The sequence below is a fragment of the Bradyrhizobium sp. Leo114 genome (assembly GCF_055229415.2).
Map to the genome: position 1 here is coordinate 47053 of NZ_JBUYEN020000025.1, position 19015 is coordinate 66067.

The 19015-nt window shown below is 60.5% G+C and carries 15 protein-coding genes and 1 pseudogene; 5 read left to right on the forward strand and 11 right to left on the reverse strand.

The window, feature by feature from the left end:
* The first annotated feature begins 182 nt into the window (after nucleotides 1–182).
* Nucleotides 183–1970: an adenylate/guanylate cyclase domain-containing protein gene (locus ACZIRK_RS27375; RefSeq protein ID WP_463328412.1), complete on the forward strand. Its 1788-nt coding sequence runs from the start codon at nucleotides 183–185 to the stop codon at nucleotides 1968–1970.
* A 284-nt stretch (nucleotides 1971–2254) separates the two neighbouring features.
* Here ACZIRK_RS27375 and ACZIRK_RS27380 read toward each other — a convergent pair whose 3' ends face one another.
* The 7 genes and pseudogenes from ACZIRK_RS27380 to ACZIRK_RS27410 form a co-directional block, all read right to left on the reverse strand.
* Nucleotides 2255–2533, reverse strand: a complete 279-nt coding sequence (locus ACZIRK_RS27380) for a hypothetical protein (protein ID WP_130228090.1) — start codon at nucleotides 2531–2533, stop codon at nucleotides 2255–2257.
* 909 nt (nucleotides 2534–3442) lie between these two features.
* On the reverse strand, nucleotides 3443–3622 hold the full coding sequence (locus ACZIRK_RS27385; RefSeq protein WP_130228091.1) for a hypothetical protein: 180 nt from the start codon (nucleotides 3620–3622) through the stop codon (nucleotides 3443–3445).
* Nucleotides 3623–4058: 436 nt separating this feature from the next.
* On the reverse strand, nucleotides 4059–4973 hold the full coding sequence (locus ACZIRK_RS27390; RefSeq protein WP_463328413.1) for a hypothetical protein: 915 nt from the start codon (nucleotides 4971–4973) through the stop codon (nucleotides 4059–4061).
* Nucleotides 4922–6703, reverse strand: coding sequence for a DNA-primase RepB domain-containing protein (locus tag ACZIRK_RS27395; RefSeq protein WP_463328414.1), 1782 nt, complete (start codon nucleotides 6701–6703; stop codon nucleotides 4922–4924). The genes ACZIRK_RS27390 and ACZIRK_RS27395 overlap by 52 nt, the downstream gene beginning before the upstream one ends.
* Before the next feature lie 102 nt (nucleotides 6704–6805).
* Nucleotides 6806–7078 (reverse strand): hypothetical protein, encoded by a 273-nt coding sequence (locus tag ACZIRK_RS27400; protein ID WP_130228093.1) that lies wholly within the window; start codon nucleotides 7076–7078, stop codon nucleotides 6806–6808.
* 250 nt (nucleotides 7079–7328) lie between these two features.
* Entirely contained in the window at nucleotides 7329–7613 is a 285-nt protein-coding gene (locus tag ACZIRK_RS27405; protein WP_130228094.1) for a helix-turn-helix transcriptional regulator, read from the reverse strand.
* Between the two features lie 335 nt (nucleotides 7614–7948).
* Nucleotides 7949–8692: pseudogene (locus ACZIRK_RS27410) on the reverse strand (IS5 family transposase).
* Between the two features lie 207 nt (nucleotides 8693–8899).
* On the opposite strand from ACZIRK_RS27410, the gene ACZIRK_RS27415 reads away from it, so the two are divergent.
* Both ACZIRK_RS27415 and ACZIRK_RS27420 read left to right on the forward strand, forming a co-directional pair.
* Nucleotides 8900–9319: a cupin domain-containing protein gene (locus ACZIRK_RS27415; RefSeq protein ID WP_130228095.1), complete on the forward strand. Its 420-nt coding sequence runs from the start codon at nucleotides 8900–8902 to the stop codon at nucleotides 9317–9319.
* 377 nt (nucleotides 9320–9696) lie between these two features.
* The gene (locus tag ACZIRK_RS27420; RefSeq protein ID WP_463328415.1) at nucleotides 9697–9888 is read left to right on the forward strand and encodes an L-histidine N(alpha)-methyltransferase; all 192 of its coding nucleotides are present in this window, start codon (nucleotides 9697–9699) and stop codon (nucleotides 9886–9888) included.
* Between the two features lie 266 nt (nucleotides 9889–10154).
* Here the strand turns inward: ACZIRK_RS27420 and ACZIRK_RS27425 are convergent, their stop codons facing one another.
* From ACZIRK_RS27425 to ACZIRK_RS27440, 4 genes are all read right to left on the reverse strand, one after another.
* On the reverse strand, nucleotides 10155–10700 hold the full coding sequence (locus ACZIRK_RS27425; protein ID WP_130228097.1) for a carboxymuconolactone decarboxylase family protein: 546 nt from the start codon (nucleotides 10698–10700) through the stop codon (nucleotides 10155–10157).
* Between the two features lie 34 nt (nucleotides 10701–10734).
* A complete protein-coding gene (locus tag ACZIRK_RS27430; protein ID WP_130228106.1) occupies nucleotides 10735–11370 on the reverse strand; it encodes a nitroreductase family protein in 636 nt (211 codons plus the stop codon).
* Between the two features lie 180 nt (nucleotides 11371–11550).
* Complete coding sequence (locus tag ACZIRK_RS27435; RefSeq protein WP_456646111.1) at nucleotides 11551–12468, reverse strand: NADP-dependent oxidoreductase; 918 nt, start codon at nucleotides 12466–12468, stop codon at nucleotides 11551–11553.
* Between the two features lie 556 nt (nucleotides 12469–13024).
* Nucleotides 13025–13516 carry an OsmC family protein gene (locus tag ACZIRK_RS27440; RefSeq protein ID WP_130228099.1) on the reverse strand — a complete coding sequence of 164 codons (492 nt, stop codon included), beginning with the start codon at nucleotides 13514–13516 and terminating at the stop codon, nucleotides 13025–13027.
* Between the two features lie 774 nt (nucleotides 13517–14290).
* On the opposite strand from ACZIRK_RS27440, the gene ACZIRK_RS27445 reads away from it, so the two are divergent.
* Both ACZIRK_RS27445 and ACZIRK_RS27450 read left to right on the forward strand, forming a co-directional pair.
* The gene (locus tag ACZIRK_RS27445) at nucleotides 14291–15496 is read left to right on the forward strand and encodes an efflux RND transporter periplasmic adaptor subunit (protein ID WP_165435395.1); all 1206 of its coding nucleotides are present in this window, start codon (nucleotides 14291–14293) and stop codon (nucleotides 15494–15496) included.
* Nucleotides 15493–18666 carry an efflux RND transporter permease subunit gene (locus ACZIRK_RS27450; RefSeq protein ID WP_130228101.1) on the forward strand — a complete coding sequence of 1058 codons (3174 nt, stop codon included), beginning with the start codon at nucleotides 15493–15495 and terminating at the stop codon, nucleotides 18664–18666. Before ACZIRK_RS27445 ends, ACZIRK_RS27450 begins: the two co-directional genes overlap by 4 nt.
* Nucleotides 18667–19015: the final 349 nt, after the last annotated feature.

Consider the following 19015-nt stretch of genomic DNA (forward strand, 5'->3'; position numbering starts at 1 on the left):
TGGCTCGTCGCTATCTCGCTAATGGTCTGGATTTACTTCCGCTTTCGGCAGCACAGCGGACATGACCGGACCCGCTGCTGGCTCGACCTGGTCGCGATTGACCCATAGCAGGCCTTCAGAACCCTATGGACTCGCCGCGATTTTACCTCGTAGTCTTGTTTTTTATAAAGCGGAGCCTACACATGGAGGAGGCGCGGGTCGGACGCAGGTTGGCGGCCATAGTCGCGGCTGACGTTGCAGGCTACTCGCGGCTCATGAGCTTCGACGAGGTCGGCACCGCCCACACGCTCCGCGAGCACCGAGCGGTGATTGACGCACTTGTGGCCAAACGCGGCGGCCGCATCGTCAAGGCTACCGGAGACGGTGTGCTGCTTGAGTTTCCCTCGGTAGTTGATGCAGTCGAGTGCGCGGCCGCTATGCAAGTGGTGATGGTCCAGCGGAACAATGGGATTCCCGAGGCGCGGCGCATGCTGTTTCGGATCGGGATCAACCTCGGCGACATTCTGATCGAGGGGGATGACATTCTTGGCGATGGCGTCAATGTCGCGGCCCGACTTGAGGGCATCGCCGAACCGGGCGGCATCTGTATCTCAGCTTCCGTGTACGATCAGGTTCGCGGCAAGGTCACGGTCGAATTCATTGATCGTGGCGAGCAAAGGCTGAAGAACATCAATCGCCTGGTGCGCGTCTACGCGACAAAGTCGATTAGTAATTTCGGGACGGTTGCGCCTGACATGCCGCCTCCGCACCCTCAGATCCATGAGTCACTTCCGCTTCCCGACAAGCCGTCGATCGCGGTGTTGCCGTTCCAAAACATGAGCGGCGATCCGGAACAGGAATATTTTGCCTGCGGCATAGTCGAGGATATCATTACAGCGCTCTCGCGTATCCGCTGGCTTTTTGTGATCGCTCACAATTCGAGCTTTACCTACAGCGGGCATGCCGTCGATGTGAAGCAGGCTGGGCGCGAGCTAGGCGTTCGCTATGTGCTCGAGGGTTCAGTGCGCAAAGGCGGCAACAGGATACGCATCACCGGACAATTGATCGATGGGCTTACAGGCGTGCATCTGTGGGCCGAGCGCTACGACCGCGATCTTGGCGACATCTTTGCGGTTCAGGATGAGATCGCCGCGAGCGTCGCCGCAGTTATCGAGCCGGCATTGGCTGCCGCCGAGCAAGAGCGCGTGCTGCGCAAACCGCCTGAGCGACTTGACGCGTGGGAAGCCTATCAGCGCGGCCTTTGGCACCTCCACAAATACCGACCGCAGGAGAACAAAGCCGCGCTCGCCTTCTTCAGCCAAGCTATCGCGCTCGATCCGAATTTCGCTCCCGGCCACTATGGATATGCGCTGGCTCTCCAATGGGACATCTGGCACTTCTCGAGTCGCCCCTTCTTGGAGGTTCAAGAAACCGCTCGCGAAGAAGCGCAAATCGCGGTATCGCTCGATGACAAGGATGCGGTGGCGCATGCTGTGCTGGCACACATGCTGATGTGGGGTAGCGAATGGGAGGCGGCGATCGCCGAAGCGCGCACCGCAATTGCCCTCAATCCAAACAGTGCCTTTGTCATCAGCATGCTTGGTTGTGTGCTCGGGTTCGGCGGTTATCGAGAGGAAGCACTCGAAAGGCTGCAGCAGGCAATGCGTGCCAGTCCACACGATCCGCTGATTTGGCTTTGGTTGATCTGGCGTGGGCTTTTGCAGTTCTTTTCACGCGATTTCATCGCTGCGCTGCAGACATTGCGCCAAGTTGCTCGCCTGCGTCCGGGTTATGCCGTCACTTCCCAGTACCTCGCGGCGTCGCTTGCTTATCTCGGGCGTTCGGACGAGGCGCGCGAAACACTCGAACGTATCCCCCCTCAATCGGCGGATCAGCTTCAGCGTTGGCAGCAAAGGCCGCCCTGGATGCGGCCCGAGGATTATGCGCTTCTCGTCGAAGGTTTTGGCCTTGCAGCAGGAGAGCGGCGTTGAGTGACGCCGCGATCTCTATCATCTCCACGACTTTCAGACGGCAAGCTCGCTGTTCTGCAGCGAGCGAGGACATCAAACTGGGCCGACTTCCGTTGTTGGCCCTTCTGAGACATGCCGATCGCTATGATGAATGTCCGCATTCGAGGGCAAAGCGGAAAACATGAGCTTACTCTAAGTTCTTCTCGGTTTGACCGTTAGCGGACGTGCCGCGGCATTTTAAACTTGGTCAATTGACCCCTCATTCGACCGCACGTCGATGCGCGTCCATTGCTCGCGCTCGGCCTCTATTTCTTGGGAGGTGCTTGTCCAGTGGTGTGGTCTTCGACCTTACCTTCGCTCTTGAGCTTTGCGACCCTGTCCTCGTTCTTCTTTGCAGAGTCTTCCTTATCGCGTGGAGTGGCGCACTCCGAGCCGGCCTTGAGGTCGCCCCTGACCTGAGCCTCATCGGCTGAGTTCTGCTGGGGTTTGTCCTGCTGGAGCTTGTCCTCGCATTGCTCGGCCGACGCGGTGGCGGCGAAGCAGCCCACGGTCAGCCCGAATGCGATCGCGATCAATCGATGCATGGACGTGCTCCTTGAATATTGGGCCCACTGGACGCCGCAGAAAGCTCTCGGGCCCGGCGTGGATTGAACTAAAAAACTCCGGAAGGTTCCGGTTTAGCTGGTTGCCGTCTCTAATCGGCCTATGCTCCATCTTTTGGAATTACGAGTTCGTGCCGCAAGTGATCCGACACTACGTGCGAAGTGCCTTCAAGATGATCGGCGGTCAATTCCGTCGTGGCCCTAAGCGACGGTTCCGCGACGACCGCAATCCTTCAGCTCTCGGGGCCAAGCGGACATGCCTGCTGGGAAAATTTCTTCCAACCTGCGGCCGCTAACGTTCGAGCGCCGCCGCGCTGGAAGTCGAAGGACCTTCGGATTTTCAGCACCTCCCCCCGCCCCTTGAACGCTTGCCGCGACTAAAATTCCCGGGCTCGAAACTTTTGCGTACCGGATGGTTGCTCTGGCGCCGTCGGCGGACAAATCAGAAGTTGCAAGGTCACCGAGGCGCCGGCACATGCGGCGAGCTGCTCACGACGAGCGGGCTATCGTCGGGATAGTCGCGGTTTCTGAGCAGGGCTTTCAGCACCAGGAAGAACTTCTCTGCGAGCATGGGCATGCCCTCGCGGTTCGTATTGGAGCCATCTAAACAGCCAGGCGTCGAGCGCCTTCTCGGCGCCGATGTGATCGCGAAAACCAAGCACGGCTGCGGTGCAGGCCCGGACCAGCGAGCGGCGATGGGCGCGCTGCAGCTCGGAGGGATCGGGTCTCAGCGGAACGGGGCGATCGATGGCTCGGTCGGTGTAGTTCATGGAGGCGCCTCCCTGATCAATCGGGCTGATCATGGTACGGCACGAGACGACCAGCCGTAGTGCGCTCTCCAAGAATGTAAGCGACATCACTCGCGCGCCGACGAGGCTAATATCTCGCAGATCATTTGCCGACAGCGTCCAGGTCTTCCATGCTCACATTGGGGTGCTGGTGGCGATAATGCCGCTCCAGCCAATTCAGGATCACGGCGTCGACGGGCACCGGAACGATCCGCTTGCCCTCGCGCTCGCGTTTCATCCGCTGGCGCTTGAGCAAGCGCTTCCGCGTGCGCCGCGAGGTCATCAGCGCCTGGCGTCGGCGGTACGCATGGTGCTGGGATATGTGGCTGATAAGTGGCCGGATCGAGCCGCCGACATGGTCCGGCGGCGCCGCTCCCCCGACGCCGATCCGACGCTGCGGTGACCGTGTGACCTTTCCGACTGTGAGAATCGCCGCTTTTCCCTAGAACATGCATTTCCATGTACTTCCTTCTTCCTTTTCTCTCTTATGTGGTTCTACGGCTAATAGGGAAGAGAACGGTCATCACGGTCACCGCTTTTAAGTTACCCCTGCGGCGCAGGCACTTCTGTCGATGACCGTTGTGGTGACCGTTCTGGTGACCGTTCTTGGCGCGGCCTGTAGAATGGTCATCAAAGGAGGTTCCAAGGGTGACCGTTCTCTGCGGGTGACCGTTCGCACTTTGCGGCTTTGAGAACGGTCATCGGTAACGGTCACCGGCTCAAAGCTCCGTAGGGTCGCTTTCGTTCTTGATCACGTTGACCGCCTTGGCGGCGTCTACAAGCGCCGGGAAAGGCATGCCGGTCGGGTCGTAACCCTGTGCCTTTCGCATCGCCGACACCGACGCTTTTTGCTCCCATTCAAGCGGGATCGACGTGTTGACGACGTCGTCGGACGCGGTGGTGTTGGTGGTCTTTCCTTCAAACCGGTCTGCGGTTGTCGCTCTGTTCCAGAACGCCATTCCGGCATCGTTGAGGGCGATCCCGACATAGTACCGGCGATGCTTGTCACGCAGCTCCTTGCGATCCATACCAATGCGGGGGTCGCTCATCGCCGCCAGTGCTCGACCGATGCTCTCGTTACTCGGGGTGCCGCGATCCTCGCCCTTGTTCTCGGTGAACCAGACGGCGAACGCCGCGCAAAAATCCGGCGCTGAGACGCGACAGTGCGGGTCGTATTCGATGCATTCGTCAAGGAAGCCCGCGACAAGGTTGCTGTCGCGGTGAATGTCTTCAGATGTTTCCTTGATCTGATCGGTCGTAGCGATCCGGCCACGCTCCGCCGCGCGCTGCAAACCTTTGATAGCCCAATTCAATAGCCCCGGCAGTTCGGTTTGCAGGATCAGCGATGACGGTTTGTCGAAGCCGCGACGCCGCGCTTCCGCCGCTGCGCCAATCAACTCGGCGTCAGGATCAAAGTAGCGCAGGCACTCGATGACGATGATCCGATTGACGATTGCGCGGGTCGCTTCTTTGAACTGTGGTGGATGGTTGGTCGCCCAAAAGAGCGGACCGCGAAAGATGGTGGTAAACACCGGGCCGTTCTTGATATTGATCGGTACCGGTTCGTGCGTGATGATCGCTTTCACGATCGATGAGAAGTGCCACTTTCCAGATTGAAAGGCTTCGTGCAGCACCCTGGCGCCCGCTGCGTGAACTGCATTAACCCGTGTGTCCCATCGAGTTGATCCAGCGCGGTGCTGATTTGCGCTGCTCCGAACAACCCTGCCAGTACTTCGAGCATGACGGATTTACCGAAGTTGCTGCCGCCCTGCATGATCAGAGCTTTCGACATCTCGCGAGGTTTGACATCGATCAGTGCGCTGCCGAGCACTTCCTGAATGACCCGGATATGTTCGGCGGCAACATCGGGTTCGCGATCAGAAAAGAAATCCGCGATCATGGTTTCCCACCACGGGCAAGCAGCGTTCGGATCGTAGTCGCACTCAATCCGCCACGAACAAAAGTCGGTGGCCTTTGCTGGTGTCAACTCCAGGGTGATGGGATCGATCAAGCCGGAGCGCGTCGGGATTTTGCCGTGCGCGTCCCAAGGAATATCCCGGAGCCGATAGACCTTGGGGTGCCTCGTAATCCAGCTGCGCGTTTCGGCAATTAATCTGTTCGTGCTCTTGTAGTTCAAGCCACGACAGGCAATTTCGATCAGTGCATCGAGCCAGAGAGTGTCGGTTCGCAGTTGCCAGATGCCTTCGCAATAGTACCAAAGTCCTTTCGACACGCTGATGATGTCCTCGCCATCGTGACGCAGTTTGGCGATCACCATATCGCCGATAATGTGATGCAGCGGGACCAGTGGCGCGCTGTCGTCGGGTGCGGTGTTGGTCTTTTGGTCGCTTTGCGGTGCCGGGACCGGCTTGGATTTCTGTGGATGTTTCGCCACCCAGGTTTCGCACATGCCGCGAATGTTGCGCTCTTCGCGCCGCCAATTCCAGCGCGCGCCGTAGTCGCCAGCAGCAGCCTTGGTGGCGGCCAACACGATCTCGACCACTTCATCAATCGGTGTACCGGAGCTGAGCAGCGATGCGGAGACGGTGAGTTGCGTGGGATGAATTGCAGCGTCACCACCGGCCATGAACATCATGGCGTCCAATCGCGCCTTGACATCGACGCGCGGCTTGAAATTGCGCGCCTTGGCATACTCACTGAAATAATCGGTCTCGCCCGCCGTCACTTCCCGCGGTCGTGTCTTCCGCAGCAGCACTGGTGACGCCTCCGCGAGCCATTCCTCCAGGTCATCCAATTCATAGCGGCGGCCGTTCTGCTCGACGATCTCCACCTCGGTCCATTCGCCGTCCTTGGTGTTGTGGGTGCCGGGCAACCGCATCAGCCGCGCGACCTCACAGCATTGCAAGTCACCACCGACCAGGTCGGCAAGCTGACGCAGCGCGGTTTCAATCCGCTCGATATTCTCTTGGGTGTCCACCGCTTCCTTGAACAGCCAGTAGCAATGCAGCCCGTGACCGGAGAACACGATGATGCTCGGTGGATACCTCAGGCGCGCGAGCTGGCGCAGAACTTCAGCGCGATCAGGATCACCATCGAGATTGCTGAAATCAATATCCGTATGCAGGCAGGCGGTTTGGACGATGTTCTCTTTGGCGCGCCGCGCGCCTTGCTTGACGATGCCGGTGCAGAAAAACAGCCCGCGCTTCGGACGGTCCCACTTCGCGACAAATCCCGCGATGTGCGACGGCACGCGGGTGGCCACGTGACGTTCAGGAGGTTCGGTTTCATCTCCACGTTCATTGGGCAGTGATGAAATATATACCGGCGGCTCGGTGGTCGTGCCGAACACAATTTTGGTGAAGTCGGCAGCGACGGTGTTGCTGTTGATGTTGGTCGCGTCCATGGCGGTGCGTCCTGCGATGATCGGTCATGACAGCGCGCCTTTCTGTTTGCGTTTTGCTGTTCAGCTTCGCCTGAGTGCCGGCGGAGCCGGATTGCGTGCGCGTTAGCGGCCAGTCTGCCGCGCTTCCAGCTGGCGCTGATGCTCGGCGCGGCGCTCGGCGGCGCGCAGTTCCATCGCCTGCTCAATCTGATCGGCGGCGGTGCGCAAGGCATCGACCAAGGTCTTCAATAGGAAGTCGGTGTAGATGCTCGGCGGCCCCTCTATCGCCAGCGCGGCGACGGCGATGCACTGCACCTTCCAGATCGCGGTGTTGATGAACTTGTAGAGCGGGATTGGCCGAGGCGGTTGCTTTGGAGGAACGATAAAGAAGGTCATGGCCGGTGACCTTCGCGGTAAGAGCGCGGCTTGATCGCCGGAATCTGGGAGATTATCTTCGCGTGATCCATAGTTCGGCACCTCCATGCCGGAAGTGGTGTGATCATCGCCTGCCGCGCCCCCAAGTCCCAGCGCGGCAGGCATTCTGTTGTTGTCGGTCTCGCTTACGCGCTCTCACCACCCCGGCGCGGTTACGTTTGTGTTGCTGGGTGTCAATAAAACTGACACCCAAAAAAGAAGGCCCGGGGTTTTAGGCCGGGGCGGGTTTCGGTATCGATTTGTTTGCTGCGCCTGGCGCAGGCGGTGATGGTCGCGGCTCGATCTTGGGCGAATCCCGTTGCGCCGCGCGTGCCGCGATCCAGGCAAGTATGTCGGTTTCGAGCCAGCCTACGGCCGCCGACGAAGACAATCTGAAAGGCTTGGGGAACTGATCGCGCTGCACCAGCCGCCACAGCGTCGGGCGCGACAATCCGATCAGGCGGCAAACCTCGCGAGCGCGAACGACGCGCGCAAGGTCAGATGATTGTTCGGGCATGATCCGGCTCCTTCGGCGGTAAGGTCAAAACGAGTGACCGGTTATGATGCTGGTTGAATACGCGCGAGCGCGCCGTCTGTCTTCAGACGGGGGCTGAGTTATCGTTGAGAAAATGCACGTGGCGTGATTTTGTTAACGATAACTCTGTTGCAGTGCGCCTTACGCGTAGCGGCTGCGATCATGAGGCCGGTCCGGTTGTTCCGTGGCCGTTTCGACCGGCTTTTCTGCGCGGCCAGACACTCCCGCGCGAGACCTTGTTAGCTTGGCGTTAGCGCGCTCGGCGCGGCTTTTTGGTATGTGTTTGACAACTCATGCCGAAATAGTGGTTGACAGGATTAGCGAAGCGAAATTCGCACGGCGGCGAGCTGGATAAACGCCAGGAAGCTCGCGCCGAGCTTGTCATAACGGGTGGCGATGCGACGGAACTGCTTGAGCTTGTTGAAGAAGCGTTCGACGTGATTGCGCTCGCGATAGAGAGCTTTGGTCCACCGGAAGCGCTTTTTGCGCCGGATCATGTTGGGAATGTTGGCGGTGGCGCCGCGGGCCTTAAAGAGGGCTCGCAGGCGATCGGCGTCATAAGCCTTGTCGGCGATAATGATGGTGTCTTGGCCGAGGCTGGCCAGAAGAGGTTCGGCGCCGGTCAGATCGTGGGCTTGGCCAGGTGTGATCAGGATCTGGATCGGCCGGCCTTGGTGGTCGACGCGCGCATGGATTTTGGTCGAGAGCCCACCGCGGCTTCGCCCCACACAACGATCTCCACTTTTTTTGACCCCTGAGGCATGCTGATGCACCCGCACGATCGAGCTGTCGATCATCTGAACCTTGCCCTCATGGGCCTTGGTAACTGCCCCCATCAGCCTGTCCCAGATGCCAGCCTTGCGCCAACGATCAAACCGATTGTAGACGGTCGTCTAAGGTCCATACCGCTCGGGCAAATCCCGCCACGGCGCTCCCGTCCTCAGCACCCAAAAGATGCCATTCACGACCTGCCGGTTGTTCTGCGGCTGCCGGCCGCGGCGTCCCTTCGGCAGCACTGGTTCAATAACGCTCCACTCGAAATCCGTCAGATCGTAGCGCATGATCAAGCCCCCAATGGAGGACTTGAATCACTCCTCGCTGATTTGCGCTAGAGTTAATTGAGTATAGAACCTAGTCACGCCCGCGGTGTTCATTATCGAGCTGGGGCCCCACGTCCACTTCATCCCGCGAGATTGACCCGTTCGGTGTTCGTAATCAACAGGGCCGCAAGGCCGAGAAAAAACAATGCAGAACGAAGGAGAAAGCCCATGAAGATCCGAACCATCATTGCGGCCACCTGCGCCTCCTTCGCCTTCTCGATGGCCAGCCCGGTCTACGCCCGCGATGGCGAAGCGGAAACCGTCACGAAGAACTTCGAGTCGGCCATTCCCAATATCCCTGGCAAGTCGCTGATCGCCGTGGAGGTCGAGTACGCGCCGGGCGCGGCCTCTCCGTCCCACACCCACGCGAAGTCGGCCTTCATCTACGCCTACGTGATCTCGGGCGCGATCGAGTCGAAGGTGAATGATGGCGAGACGCGCATCTATCGGGCTGGCGAGAGCTGGTCTGAACCGCCGGGCGCGACCCATTCGATCAGCCGCAACGCGAGCAGGACCGAGCCGGCAAAGCTGCTCGCTGTCTTCGTCCTCGACACCAATGACAAAGCGCTGACCACGCCCGTCAAATAAGCTACTCGCTGCGCCAGCCGAGAATCTACGGTGGTGATATCGGCCGCGAGTTTACCGCGGCCGTCATCCGCCGTGTGCCGAAAGCGGAAAATATGCTTCACGCAAAACAGCATCTGCCCTGTTGAAAATGCATTTGCTCGAGATGTCGTCGGCGGATTATCCGCTGATGTGAAGGCACTGCCGAGCCGTTGGTTACACCACGAGCGGTGCGGGGGGCCGGCGTTAAAACGGAGCTTGTACTGCAAGGACTGCGCGACCCGCGACGCTACGTGCCGATCGATATTGCCGATGGCTTCCTTGCAGAAACGTAAGAGGATCGAGCACGCGGCGCGATGGAACGAGATCGAGAAGGCGGTAGAGATGCACTTGGTCAGCTTATGCGAACAGCGCGTACACTCTGTGGGCGGACGTTCAATTTCAGAACATCGGAAACCATCCACACTGAGAGCTCCCGAAAATATACCGCGGGGAGCTTCGAGCGGCTGGCCCGTTCCGGCGGATGGAGCGTTGCCGAGGCTTGGCAGGATGCGGACGGGTTATTCGGCCTGTTCGGACTCATTCGCTACTGAACACCCGCCGATCGTCGAATTGCTGCCCATTCATGTGCTGGCTGAATACATCATGTTTGGGCGGGGACATCACACCAGGTGAGCGATTGACGAATGAAGCGCAGCGGCCCGGAGTTCATGCAGTATCCTAACCTTGTCAGCAGATAGCAAAAGCCCGGACGGGTTCCCAAAAATCTTTCCTGGATGCATCCGGGCTCTGGCGTTATGCTTGCATCACATAAAGGCTCCAGCCACCCTGAGAGACGGTCGTTGCGACCGGATAAAGTTCAGATCGAGCCCGCCAGCGCAACGGCGGGAAAGTCCTTCTCGGGATCGAACACGTTATTGAAAAAGTTCGTCAGAGAGTACATGGCCACCAGCGCGACGATCTCGATGACGTTCGCATCCGTGTAGCCGGCATCGCGGACGGCTTTCAGATCGGCATCACTGACCTTGCCGCGGGCTTCAACGACTTTGCGCGCAAACTGGATGGCGGCGTCCCGCTTCGGGTCGCTGGCGTGGCCTTTCCGAGCAAGAATGATTTCATTGGCCGGCAGCTTGGCCATATGATCGGCCGTAAAGCTGTGGACCGTCAGGCAGTAGTCGCAGCCATTCACTTCGGAGACGGCGAGGCCGATGCTGTCCCGCGTCTTCACGTCGAGCGCCTTGCTCAAGGAGCCGAGCAGGGTGGCCCATGAGTTGAACGCGATCGGACTTGCCGCGAAGGTAGCCATCATATTTGGAGTGAACCCGAGGTTTTTGGTGAACATATCGAGGGTCGGTTTCGAATCGGCCGGCACCTGTTCCGGCTTTAGAGCTGCAATTCTTGGCATCATGATCTCCGCAAGTTATCGGTTTCACAAATAATCAAATGAGATCCAGCACATCGACCACCGCGCGGCGCGGCTTCTGCGGCCAGTTTCCCGGACGTTCCGCCCCTACGGACAACAGCATGACCGGTATTTCGTCCTCAGCCAGTCCGAACTCGCGGTGCACCGCTTTGTCATCGAAACCGATCATCGGCGTCGAACCCAGGCCTAGCGATCGGGCCGCATAGATCATCGCCGCCGCGCCGAAGGCGCCGGTGCGCACTGCTTCGTCGCGCTGGCGCTGCGGATAGTCCTTATAGAGATCGCGTGCGGGGATTTCCCAATCCGGTATCAACTTTGCGGGCATAATCCCCGCCTCCACCACCGGCGCCAGGCGGTCCGGAATTACACTGGAATCAGCCAGCTGGCCGCAGACAATGAAGGTAACAGCGGCGTCAGTGATCGCAGGCTGCTTCCAGGCGATCGGACTCAGCCGAGCCTTGGCTTCAGGCGAGCGTACGGCGATGAAGCGCCAGTTCTGCAAATGGAAGGATGTCGGCGCAGTGGTGCCGATTCGCACTAGTTCGCGGATCTGATCGTCGCTCAGAGTGGCGGCAGGGTCATAGTACTTGGTGGAGCTGCGGCTCAGGATACATTCGATGACCGCGTTGGTCATGGTAAATTCGTTAGTCATGGTGATTCCTATGCTTGAAGGGACAGGTTGAGATACAAGAGTGCTTTCGCTCTCTTTGCGGGAAAGGCTGCAGGGATTGAGCCCGTTCGGCATTATGCCAAGGGCCGTGGGTAGTTTCACAGGTTGCGCCGGCGCGTCTGATGAGGACGCGGCCGGCCGCGCGCATCGAAGGCGTGTCGTTTACGGACGAACGCGAATGATCGTCTTCCCCGGGCGGCGCGCGGTTGGCTTGAAGGCGGCGACGGCATCGTCGAGGGGCGCGACGGTGCCGATGTTCGTCCGCAGTCGTCCGTCCCACACCCGCTGCACGATCTCACTCAGTTGGGCGCGATCGGACTCAACAACGAAGTCAACCGCTCGGCCATCGGCGGGCCGCGTCTCGTTCGGCCCGACGATGGACACCAGTGTTCCTCCAGCCCGAGTCAGGCGCGCGGAACGCTTCCCGATGTCGCCTCCGATGACATCGAACACCAGATCGATTCCTCCGACGTCTTCGAGGGCGTCGTTGTCGAGGTCGACAAACTCATTCGCGCCGAAGTCGAGAGCCGTCTGACGATCGGCGGCACGTCCGGTGCCGATGACGTAGGCGCCGGCCTCTCGTGCCAGTTGCGTCACCATCGACCCGACTGCGCCGGCCGCCCCGTGCGCGAGAACGCTCTGCCCCGCATGAAGGCGGCCGTGCACGAACAATCCCTGCCACGCAGTCAGACCCGAGATCGGCAGGCTTGCGCCCACGGTGAAATCGACGTCGCCCGGCAGCGGCGCGAGGTTGCGTGCCTCGATCGCCACATACTCGGCCAGCGTGCCGTCGCGATACCAGTCCGCGAGGCCGAACACCCGCTGGCCCACTGACAGGCCCGTCGTGCCATATCCGAGAGCGGTGACCACTCCGGCCAACTCGTGCCCCGGAATCGACGGTGTTCGGCCACGATCGAGGCGATCGGTCCAGGTCGAGGGCCACGACAGCTCGGTCCCGACGAATCCCGACGCATAAACTTGAACGACGACGTCGTTGATCGCAGCCTGCGGCTCGGGCCGCTCCTTGAGCCTCATGCCGGCGTTTCCCGCAGCCTGGTCCGTTACGACGATTGCCCTCATCGTCAACCTCCCCTGTGTGGTATGTCGTCATCTTCCGAATTGCCTTACGGACGAACAAAAATACGATCGCGAAACACGATGGTCCAATGACCTGTGGCTATGGAATCGATGCCATCGACGCGAAAGATCAAAGCGCGTCAGCAGTGAAACGCGGAACGAATGCCCGCCTTGGGTACTGAGGACGCAAGAAAGAGCTGGAATGCGCGGAAGAAAGCCGCTTGTTGGGGCAAGATCAGGAGGCGGCCGGATTGTCGTCAGCGGGCCGCTATTGGTGCCGAGGCCATGCTGGTCGAACAAGCAAGGGCGAGGGAGAACGCGAGAACGTTGGGTTGAGATTCGCGTCGGATCAGTCTTCGCGCGAAACGTTGGCCATCCGAGGTTGGGGATCACGTCTTCCCAATACGACAAGGTTGGGTTCGGCGAGGGCCCGTACGACAGGAGCCGGTAGGCTTTAGCCCGTCGCGGCATCCGGCATCGCGGGTCCACCGAACTGCAGGCCCTGCGGGTATGATAGGCTGCGATGCCCCAGTACAATGATCGACTGCACGAGAGACACTCAATCCGGAGTGATATTCGGGATCGGAAGTTGAGCCAGATCATCCTCGTAGCTGGCCCGAGTGCTTGGGCTGTGGCCGGAAATAGTAGCGTCCAGGCGTGTGTTAATATCCGCACCAATGCCGAGAATTTTGCCAATGGGACAGAGGTTTGCGGCTTCCAGCAGGAATGCGCGCTGCTGAGCGTCGAGTTCTCCCCCCAGCACGAGGGTGCGTGCGAACGAGTCTCTTTCGCCTTGAGCGCCATGGTGGAAGCTGACGCCCACTTCCAACCGCTCCAGCGGAAGTTTTTGGCGTCGAGCCTGAAAACGAATGCTCATAGCCGTGCATGCAGCGAGAGATGCGCTAAGAAGGTCGTAAGGATTGGGACCAGAAGAAATATGACCGACACAATCCGGACCGCCGACAGGAAATTGAGATTCGCCGACATGGCCTACCAGCGCGCCAAGATTAGTAGGGTCGCTTACGACAACAACTTCGCGGGTCTTGGTCATGATTAGGTCCCGATTGTTCGAATGATTGATCCACGAGCATCGACAGTGTGTACGCCAGCAACATCGCAGAGCAGGTCTCAGAGTTGGTGCGAGATTTCAGCGCGGCGTTCGCTCCGGCCGTTGCATTCAGCAACTAAATCCGGCGACCATCCGGGTAAAGCTATCATATCCATAACCGGCAGGAATGCTCCGCGAAGTCAGCGTCGAAGCTCCGCGACGAGGAAATCCGTGGAACGCGCCTCCTGAATGATCTTTGAGTTGTTTGGCGCGGAAATGAACAATCCCTCCAAAACGCGCTAGACAGTAAAAATGCGTTTAAGTCATTCATGCTGGACATGAGTGCGCATTTTGCCGCTCTCGTACGCCGCGTACGAGCTACTCTCGGGCTCACTGCGCGAATCTCGCGGCGCCGGTTGTGCAAGCCGCGACCGCTTTGGGTGCCGATTTAGCCACTGAACGCGGCTTGGAAGTCTCCGCAGAATAACAACGTAGGCTTCGAGCGCCATGCGGCTCGTGGGATTCCTCGCTACGGCATCACGCCGCGGGGCGAGCGGCAATAACGATCGTTTATCGACTCTATGGCGAGAGGTGATTTTCTTCACCGACGTTGCAAGGTCATTGTCGAAAGCACCGTCGTTCCGAGCTTGCGCTTGCCGCGATCGACACGCGGAACACGATGGGAAATTGAAAGGCGGGGGCGATATGCAAAGCAATGACGCAATCGAAATTGTCGCGCCATGGAGTACGACTGATAGAACCGAGCATCCCGCTCCGGTGCCCCGGCTCGATCGCGGTTCGTTTCGGCGCCTTCGACGATGTGGTGGCGGGTCGGTTAGTCTGCTGTTCGCGCTGGCCGTCGTTGGTTGCGACGAGAGGGCGCAATCGCAGCTGGCTGCGCCTCCGCCGCCGCCGGTGACAGTCGCGCAACCGGTCAAGCGTACGGTCACCGACTGGGACGAGTTCACCGGCCGCTTCGAGGCGGTCGAGGAGGTCCAGGTCCGCGCCCGGGTCGGCGGCTTTGTCAACAGCGTCCAGTTCAAGGACGGTGCGATTGTCCATGCGGGCGATCTGCTCTACATCATCGATCCGCGTCCGTTCGAGGCGGTCGCGTCGCAAGCCCAGGGCCAACTCGACGACGCGCGGGCTAAGGCAGAGCTCGCCAAGCGTGAACTCGACCGTGGGCTGAACCTGGTCCAGACCAGCGCAGTTTCCGTACAGGTGGTCGATCAGCGCCGTCAGGCCTTGCAGGCCGCTTATGCGGCTGAGACGCAGGCCGAGGGTGCGCTGAAGGCCGCGCAGCTCAATGTCGAGTTCACCCACGTGCTGGCACCGATCACCGGCCGCGTCAGCCGGCATCTGGTGACGCCGGGCAATCTGGTGCAGGGCGCCGATAGCGGCGCCACGCTCTTGACCTCGATCGTGTCGCTCGATCCGATCTACATCTATTTTGACGTCGACGAGGCGACCTATCAGCGCAACAGCAAGCTGTGGTTTGAAGGCAAGCGGCCGAGCTCGCGCGACACGCCGAACCCGGTGCAGGTGAAGCTGACCGGCGAGACCAAGCCCTCGCGCGAGGGCAAGATGGACTTCCTCGACAACCGCCTGGACGTCTCGACCGCGACGCTGCGCAGCCGCGCGATCGTCCCGAACAAGGATCTCTCGATTCTGCCGGGGCAGTTCGGGCGCGTCAGGATCATCGGCTCCTCGCCCTATGAGGCGCTGCTGATCCCGGACGCCGCCGTCGCCACAGACCAGTCGCGCAAGATCGTGTTCGTGGTCAAGGACGACAACACGGTGGAAGCAAGGCCGGTCACGCTCGGGCCGCTCGACGACGGCCTGCGCGTGATCCGGGAGGGTCTCAAGGCGGAGGATCACGTCATCATCGACGGGCTGCAGCGGGCCCGCGTTGGCGCCAAGGTGACGCCTAATTTGGCGCAGGCGCGGGGAGGGGACGGCACTCCGGCAGGTGTCAAGCCATGAATCTCGGAAAGCTTTCTATCAACCGGCCCATCTTGGCGATGGTGCTGTCGATCGTGCTTGTGATCGTCGGCGCGATCGCCTACCAGACGCTGCCGGTTTCGGAATATCCGCAGGCAGTGCCGCCGACCGTTACAGTCACCACGCAATATCCGGGCGCTTCGGCGCAGACCGTAGCCGATACCGTCGCCGCCCCGATCGAGCAGGAGATCAACGGCGTCGAGGATATGCTGTACATGTACAGCCAGGCCACCTCGAACGGCCAGCTCACCATCACCGTCACCTTCAAGCTCGGCACCGACCTCGACAAGGCTCAGGTGTTGGTACAAAACCGCGTCGCGATCGCACAGCCGCGGTTGCCGGAGGAGGTGCAGCGCAACGGCGTCGTCACCCGCAAGAACTCGCCCGACATCCTGATGGTCGTGTTCATGCTGTCGCCCGACGACACGTTCGACCAGCTCTACCTCTCCAACTACACGCTGCTGCAGGTCCGCGATCAACTTTTGCGGCTCGACGGCGTCGGTGACATCCAGATGTTCGGCGCGCGCGACTATTCGATGCGGTTGTGGCTCGACCCGGACAAGATCGCCAATCTCGGCATGACCTCAAGCGACGTCATCGCGGCGGTCAGGGCCCAGAATCTGCAGATCGCCGGCGGCCAAATCGCGGAGCCTCCGATCGCCGACCGTGCTTTCTCGCCAAACCTCGCCTTTACCGGTCGGCTCAAGGATGTGTCACAATTCGAGAATATCGTCGTCAAGGCCGGCTCCGACGGCCGTACCGTGCGGTTGCGCGACGTCGCGCGGATCGAGCTTGGCGCGCTGGCCTATACCACCAACAGCTTCATACTGCGCAAGTCAGCCGTCGCAATGGTAGTGACGCAACGGCCCGGATCGAACGCGCTCGCCACCGCGAACCATATTTCCGACACGATGGCGCAGCTCAAGACGAGTTTCCCTAAGGGGCTCGACTTCAATATCGGCTACAATCCCACCGAGTTTATCGCCCAATCCGTCCATGAGCTGATTAAGACCGTCTACGAGGCGATGGCGCTCGTCGTCGTCGTTGTGCTGGTGTTCCTTCAAGGTTGGCGGCCTGCGATCATCCCGATCATCGCGATCCCGGTGTCGCTGGTCGGCACCTTTGCGGTGATGGCCGCGCTCGGCTTCGGCATCAACAACCTCACGCTGTTCGGCCTCGTGCTCGCGGTCGGTATCGTGGTCGACGACGCCATCGTGGTTGTCGAGAATGTCGAGCGACATCTCGAACATGGCTTGAGTCGGGGTGAGGCGGCGCTCAAGACCATGGAGGAGGTGGGTGGTGCGCTGGTCTCGATCGCACTTGTGCTCTGCGCGGTGTTCGTGCCAACAGCCTTCCTGGGCGGCATCTCCGGCCAATTCTTCCAGCAATTCGCGGTCACGATTGCGGTGGCTACCGCGATCTCCTGCTTCTGCTCCCTGACGCTGTCGCCGGCGCTGGCCTCGCAGATCCTGGTGCCGCACGAAGAGAAGCGCCAGTCGGCGCCGTGGAACATCGTTGCGCGTGGCTGGAGCGGCTTTACCGCGCTGTTCAACCGCATCTTCGATCGCCTAGCGCAAGGTTATGCTGCCACCGCCGACTTCGTGATCCGGCATACAGCGGTGATGCTTGTGATCTATCTCGCGCTGATCGGCAGCGCGGGCTGGCTGCTCGCCACCACCTCGCAGGGTTTCATTCCGTCGCAGGATCGCGGTTACCTCATCATCTCGGTGCAATTGCCGGGCGCCGCGTCGCTGGCGCGGACCACTACGGTGGTGCGCGAAATCGAGCGGATTGCGCTGGATACGCCAGGCATCGTCCGTGTCGCGGCGTTCAGCGGCTTCTCCGGCGCGACGCGCACGCAAGCCAGCAACGCCGCCGCGTTGTTCCCGGTGTTCGACGAGCCGGAGGCACGGCAGAAGAAGGGATTGTCGGCAAATGCGATCACGGCCGATCTGCGCAAGCGACTGTCGGTGATCCAGGGCGCCTTCATCATCGTCATTCCGCCGCCCGCCGTGCCGGGCATTGGTACCGGCGGCGGCTTCGCCATTCGCATCCAGGATCGACAAGGGCGCGGCCCCGAGTTGCTCGCAGCCGCGAGCAACGAGCTCGTCGCCGCCGCCCGTAAGTCGCCAAACCTGACCTCTGTGTTCTCGCCGTTTACGGCGAATACCCCGTTGCAGTTCGTCGATATCGATCGCGTCAAGGCACAGAAGCTCGGCGTTCCTATCGCTAACGTCACGGACACGATCGAGACATATTTCGGCTCAACCTATGTCAACGACTTCAACCTATTCGGGCGCACCTATCACGTCACCGCGCAGGCCGATCTCCCATTCCGCAAGGAGACCACCGATCTCGCGCGGCTGCGTACCCGCAACGCGGCCGGCGACATGGTGATGCTCGGCAGCATGGTGGACTTCAATGACACCTCGGGACCCGATCGTGTCGCGCGCTACAATCTCTACGCGGCGTCCGAGGTGCAGGGTGAGCCGGCGCCGGGCGTGAGCTCGACGACGGCGCTCAACACCATCAAGCGACTGGCCGACGAAACACTGCCGAGCGGGTTTTCCCTCGAATGGACCGATCTGTCCTATCAACAGGTGACCGGTGGCAATGCCGGCCTCTATGTGTTCCCGATCTGCGTGCTGTTCGTCTATCTGGTCCTGGCGGCGCAATATGGCAGCTGGACGCTGCCGTTCGCGGTGATCCTGATCGTGCCGATGTGCCTGCTCGCGGCTACCATCGGCGTGCGCATTATGGGCCAGGACGTCAACATCCTGACCCAGATCGGCTTCGTGGTGCTGGTCGGACTTGCGGCCAAGAACGCGATCCTGATTGTCGAGTTCGCGCGCGACATTGAACTCGAGGGCAGGTCGCGGCTGGAGGCTGTCATCGAGGCCTGCCGGTTGCGGCTGCGGCCGATCCTGATGACGTCGTTCGCCTTCATCTTCGGCGTGCTGCCGCTGGTGGTATCGACCGGCTCCGGCTCGGAGATGCGCCAGGCCGTCGGCGTTGCCGTGTTCTTCGGCATGCTCGGCGTCACGCTCTTCGGCCTGATCTTCACGCCGATCTTCTACATGATGGTGCGCAACCTCGCGGAAGGCAAGAATGAGGGCAAGCCGACTCAAACGATCGCTGCCGCGGCGGAGTGATTTGCGGGGCCGCCGATGCGCGATACAGCCGGAACACTCTCTCCGTTACACTGAGGAGCGCAGAACGCGCCTGGGCTCGGCGACGTACCGTCTTTGCCGAGGCCAGCATGCACGCCAGCATCGGAAGTATTTCCGTTCCAAGCTCGGTGAGCTGGGTCAGCTGGCGCTCGCGATGGCTGAGTTCCAGCTCGAGCCTCTGCACCCTCAGGGTGGGCAAATCGCTCGAAATTGCTGCTAGGCGAAAGAGGATCCGCGTCCGCCGTACCCGGCAAGACAGAGGGCGGCTGGCATTTCCCGAGTGATGGAGTACGATTTCTCTAGGCTCGAGTGAGGCCGCGTGTGGCGAAGA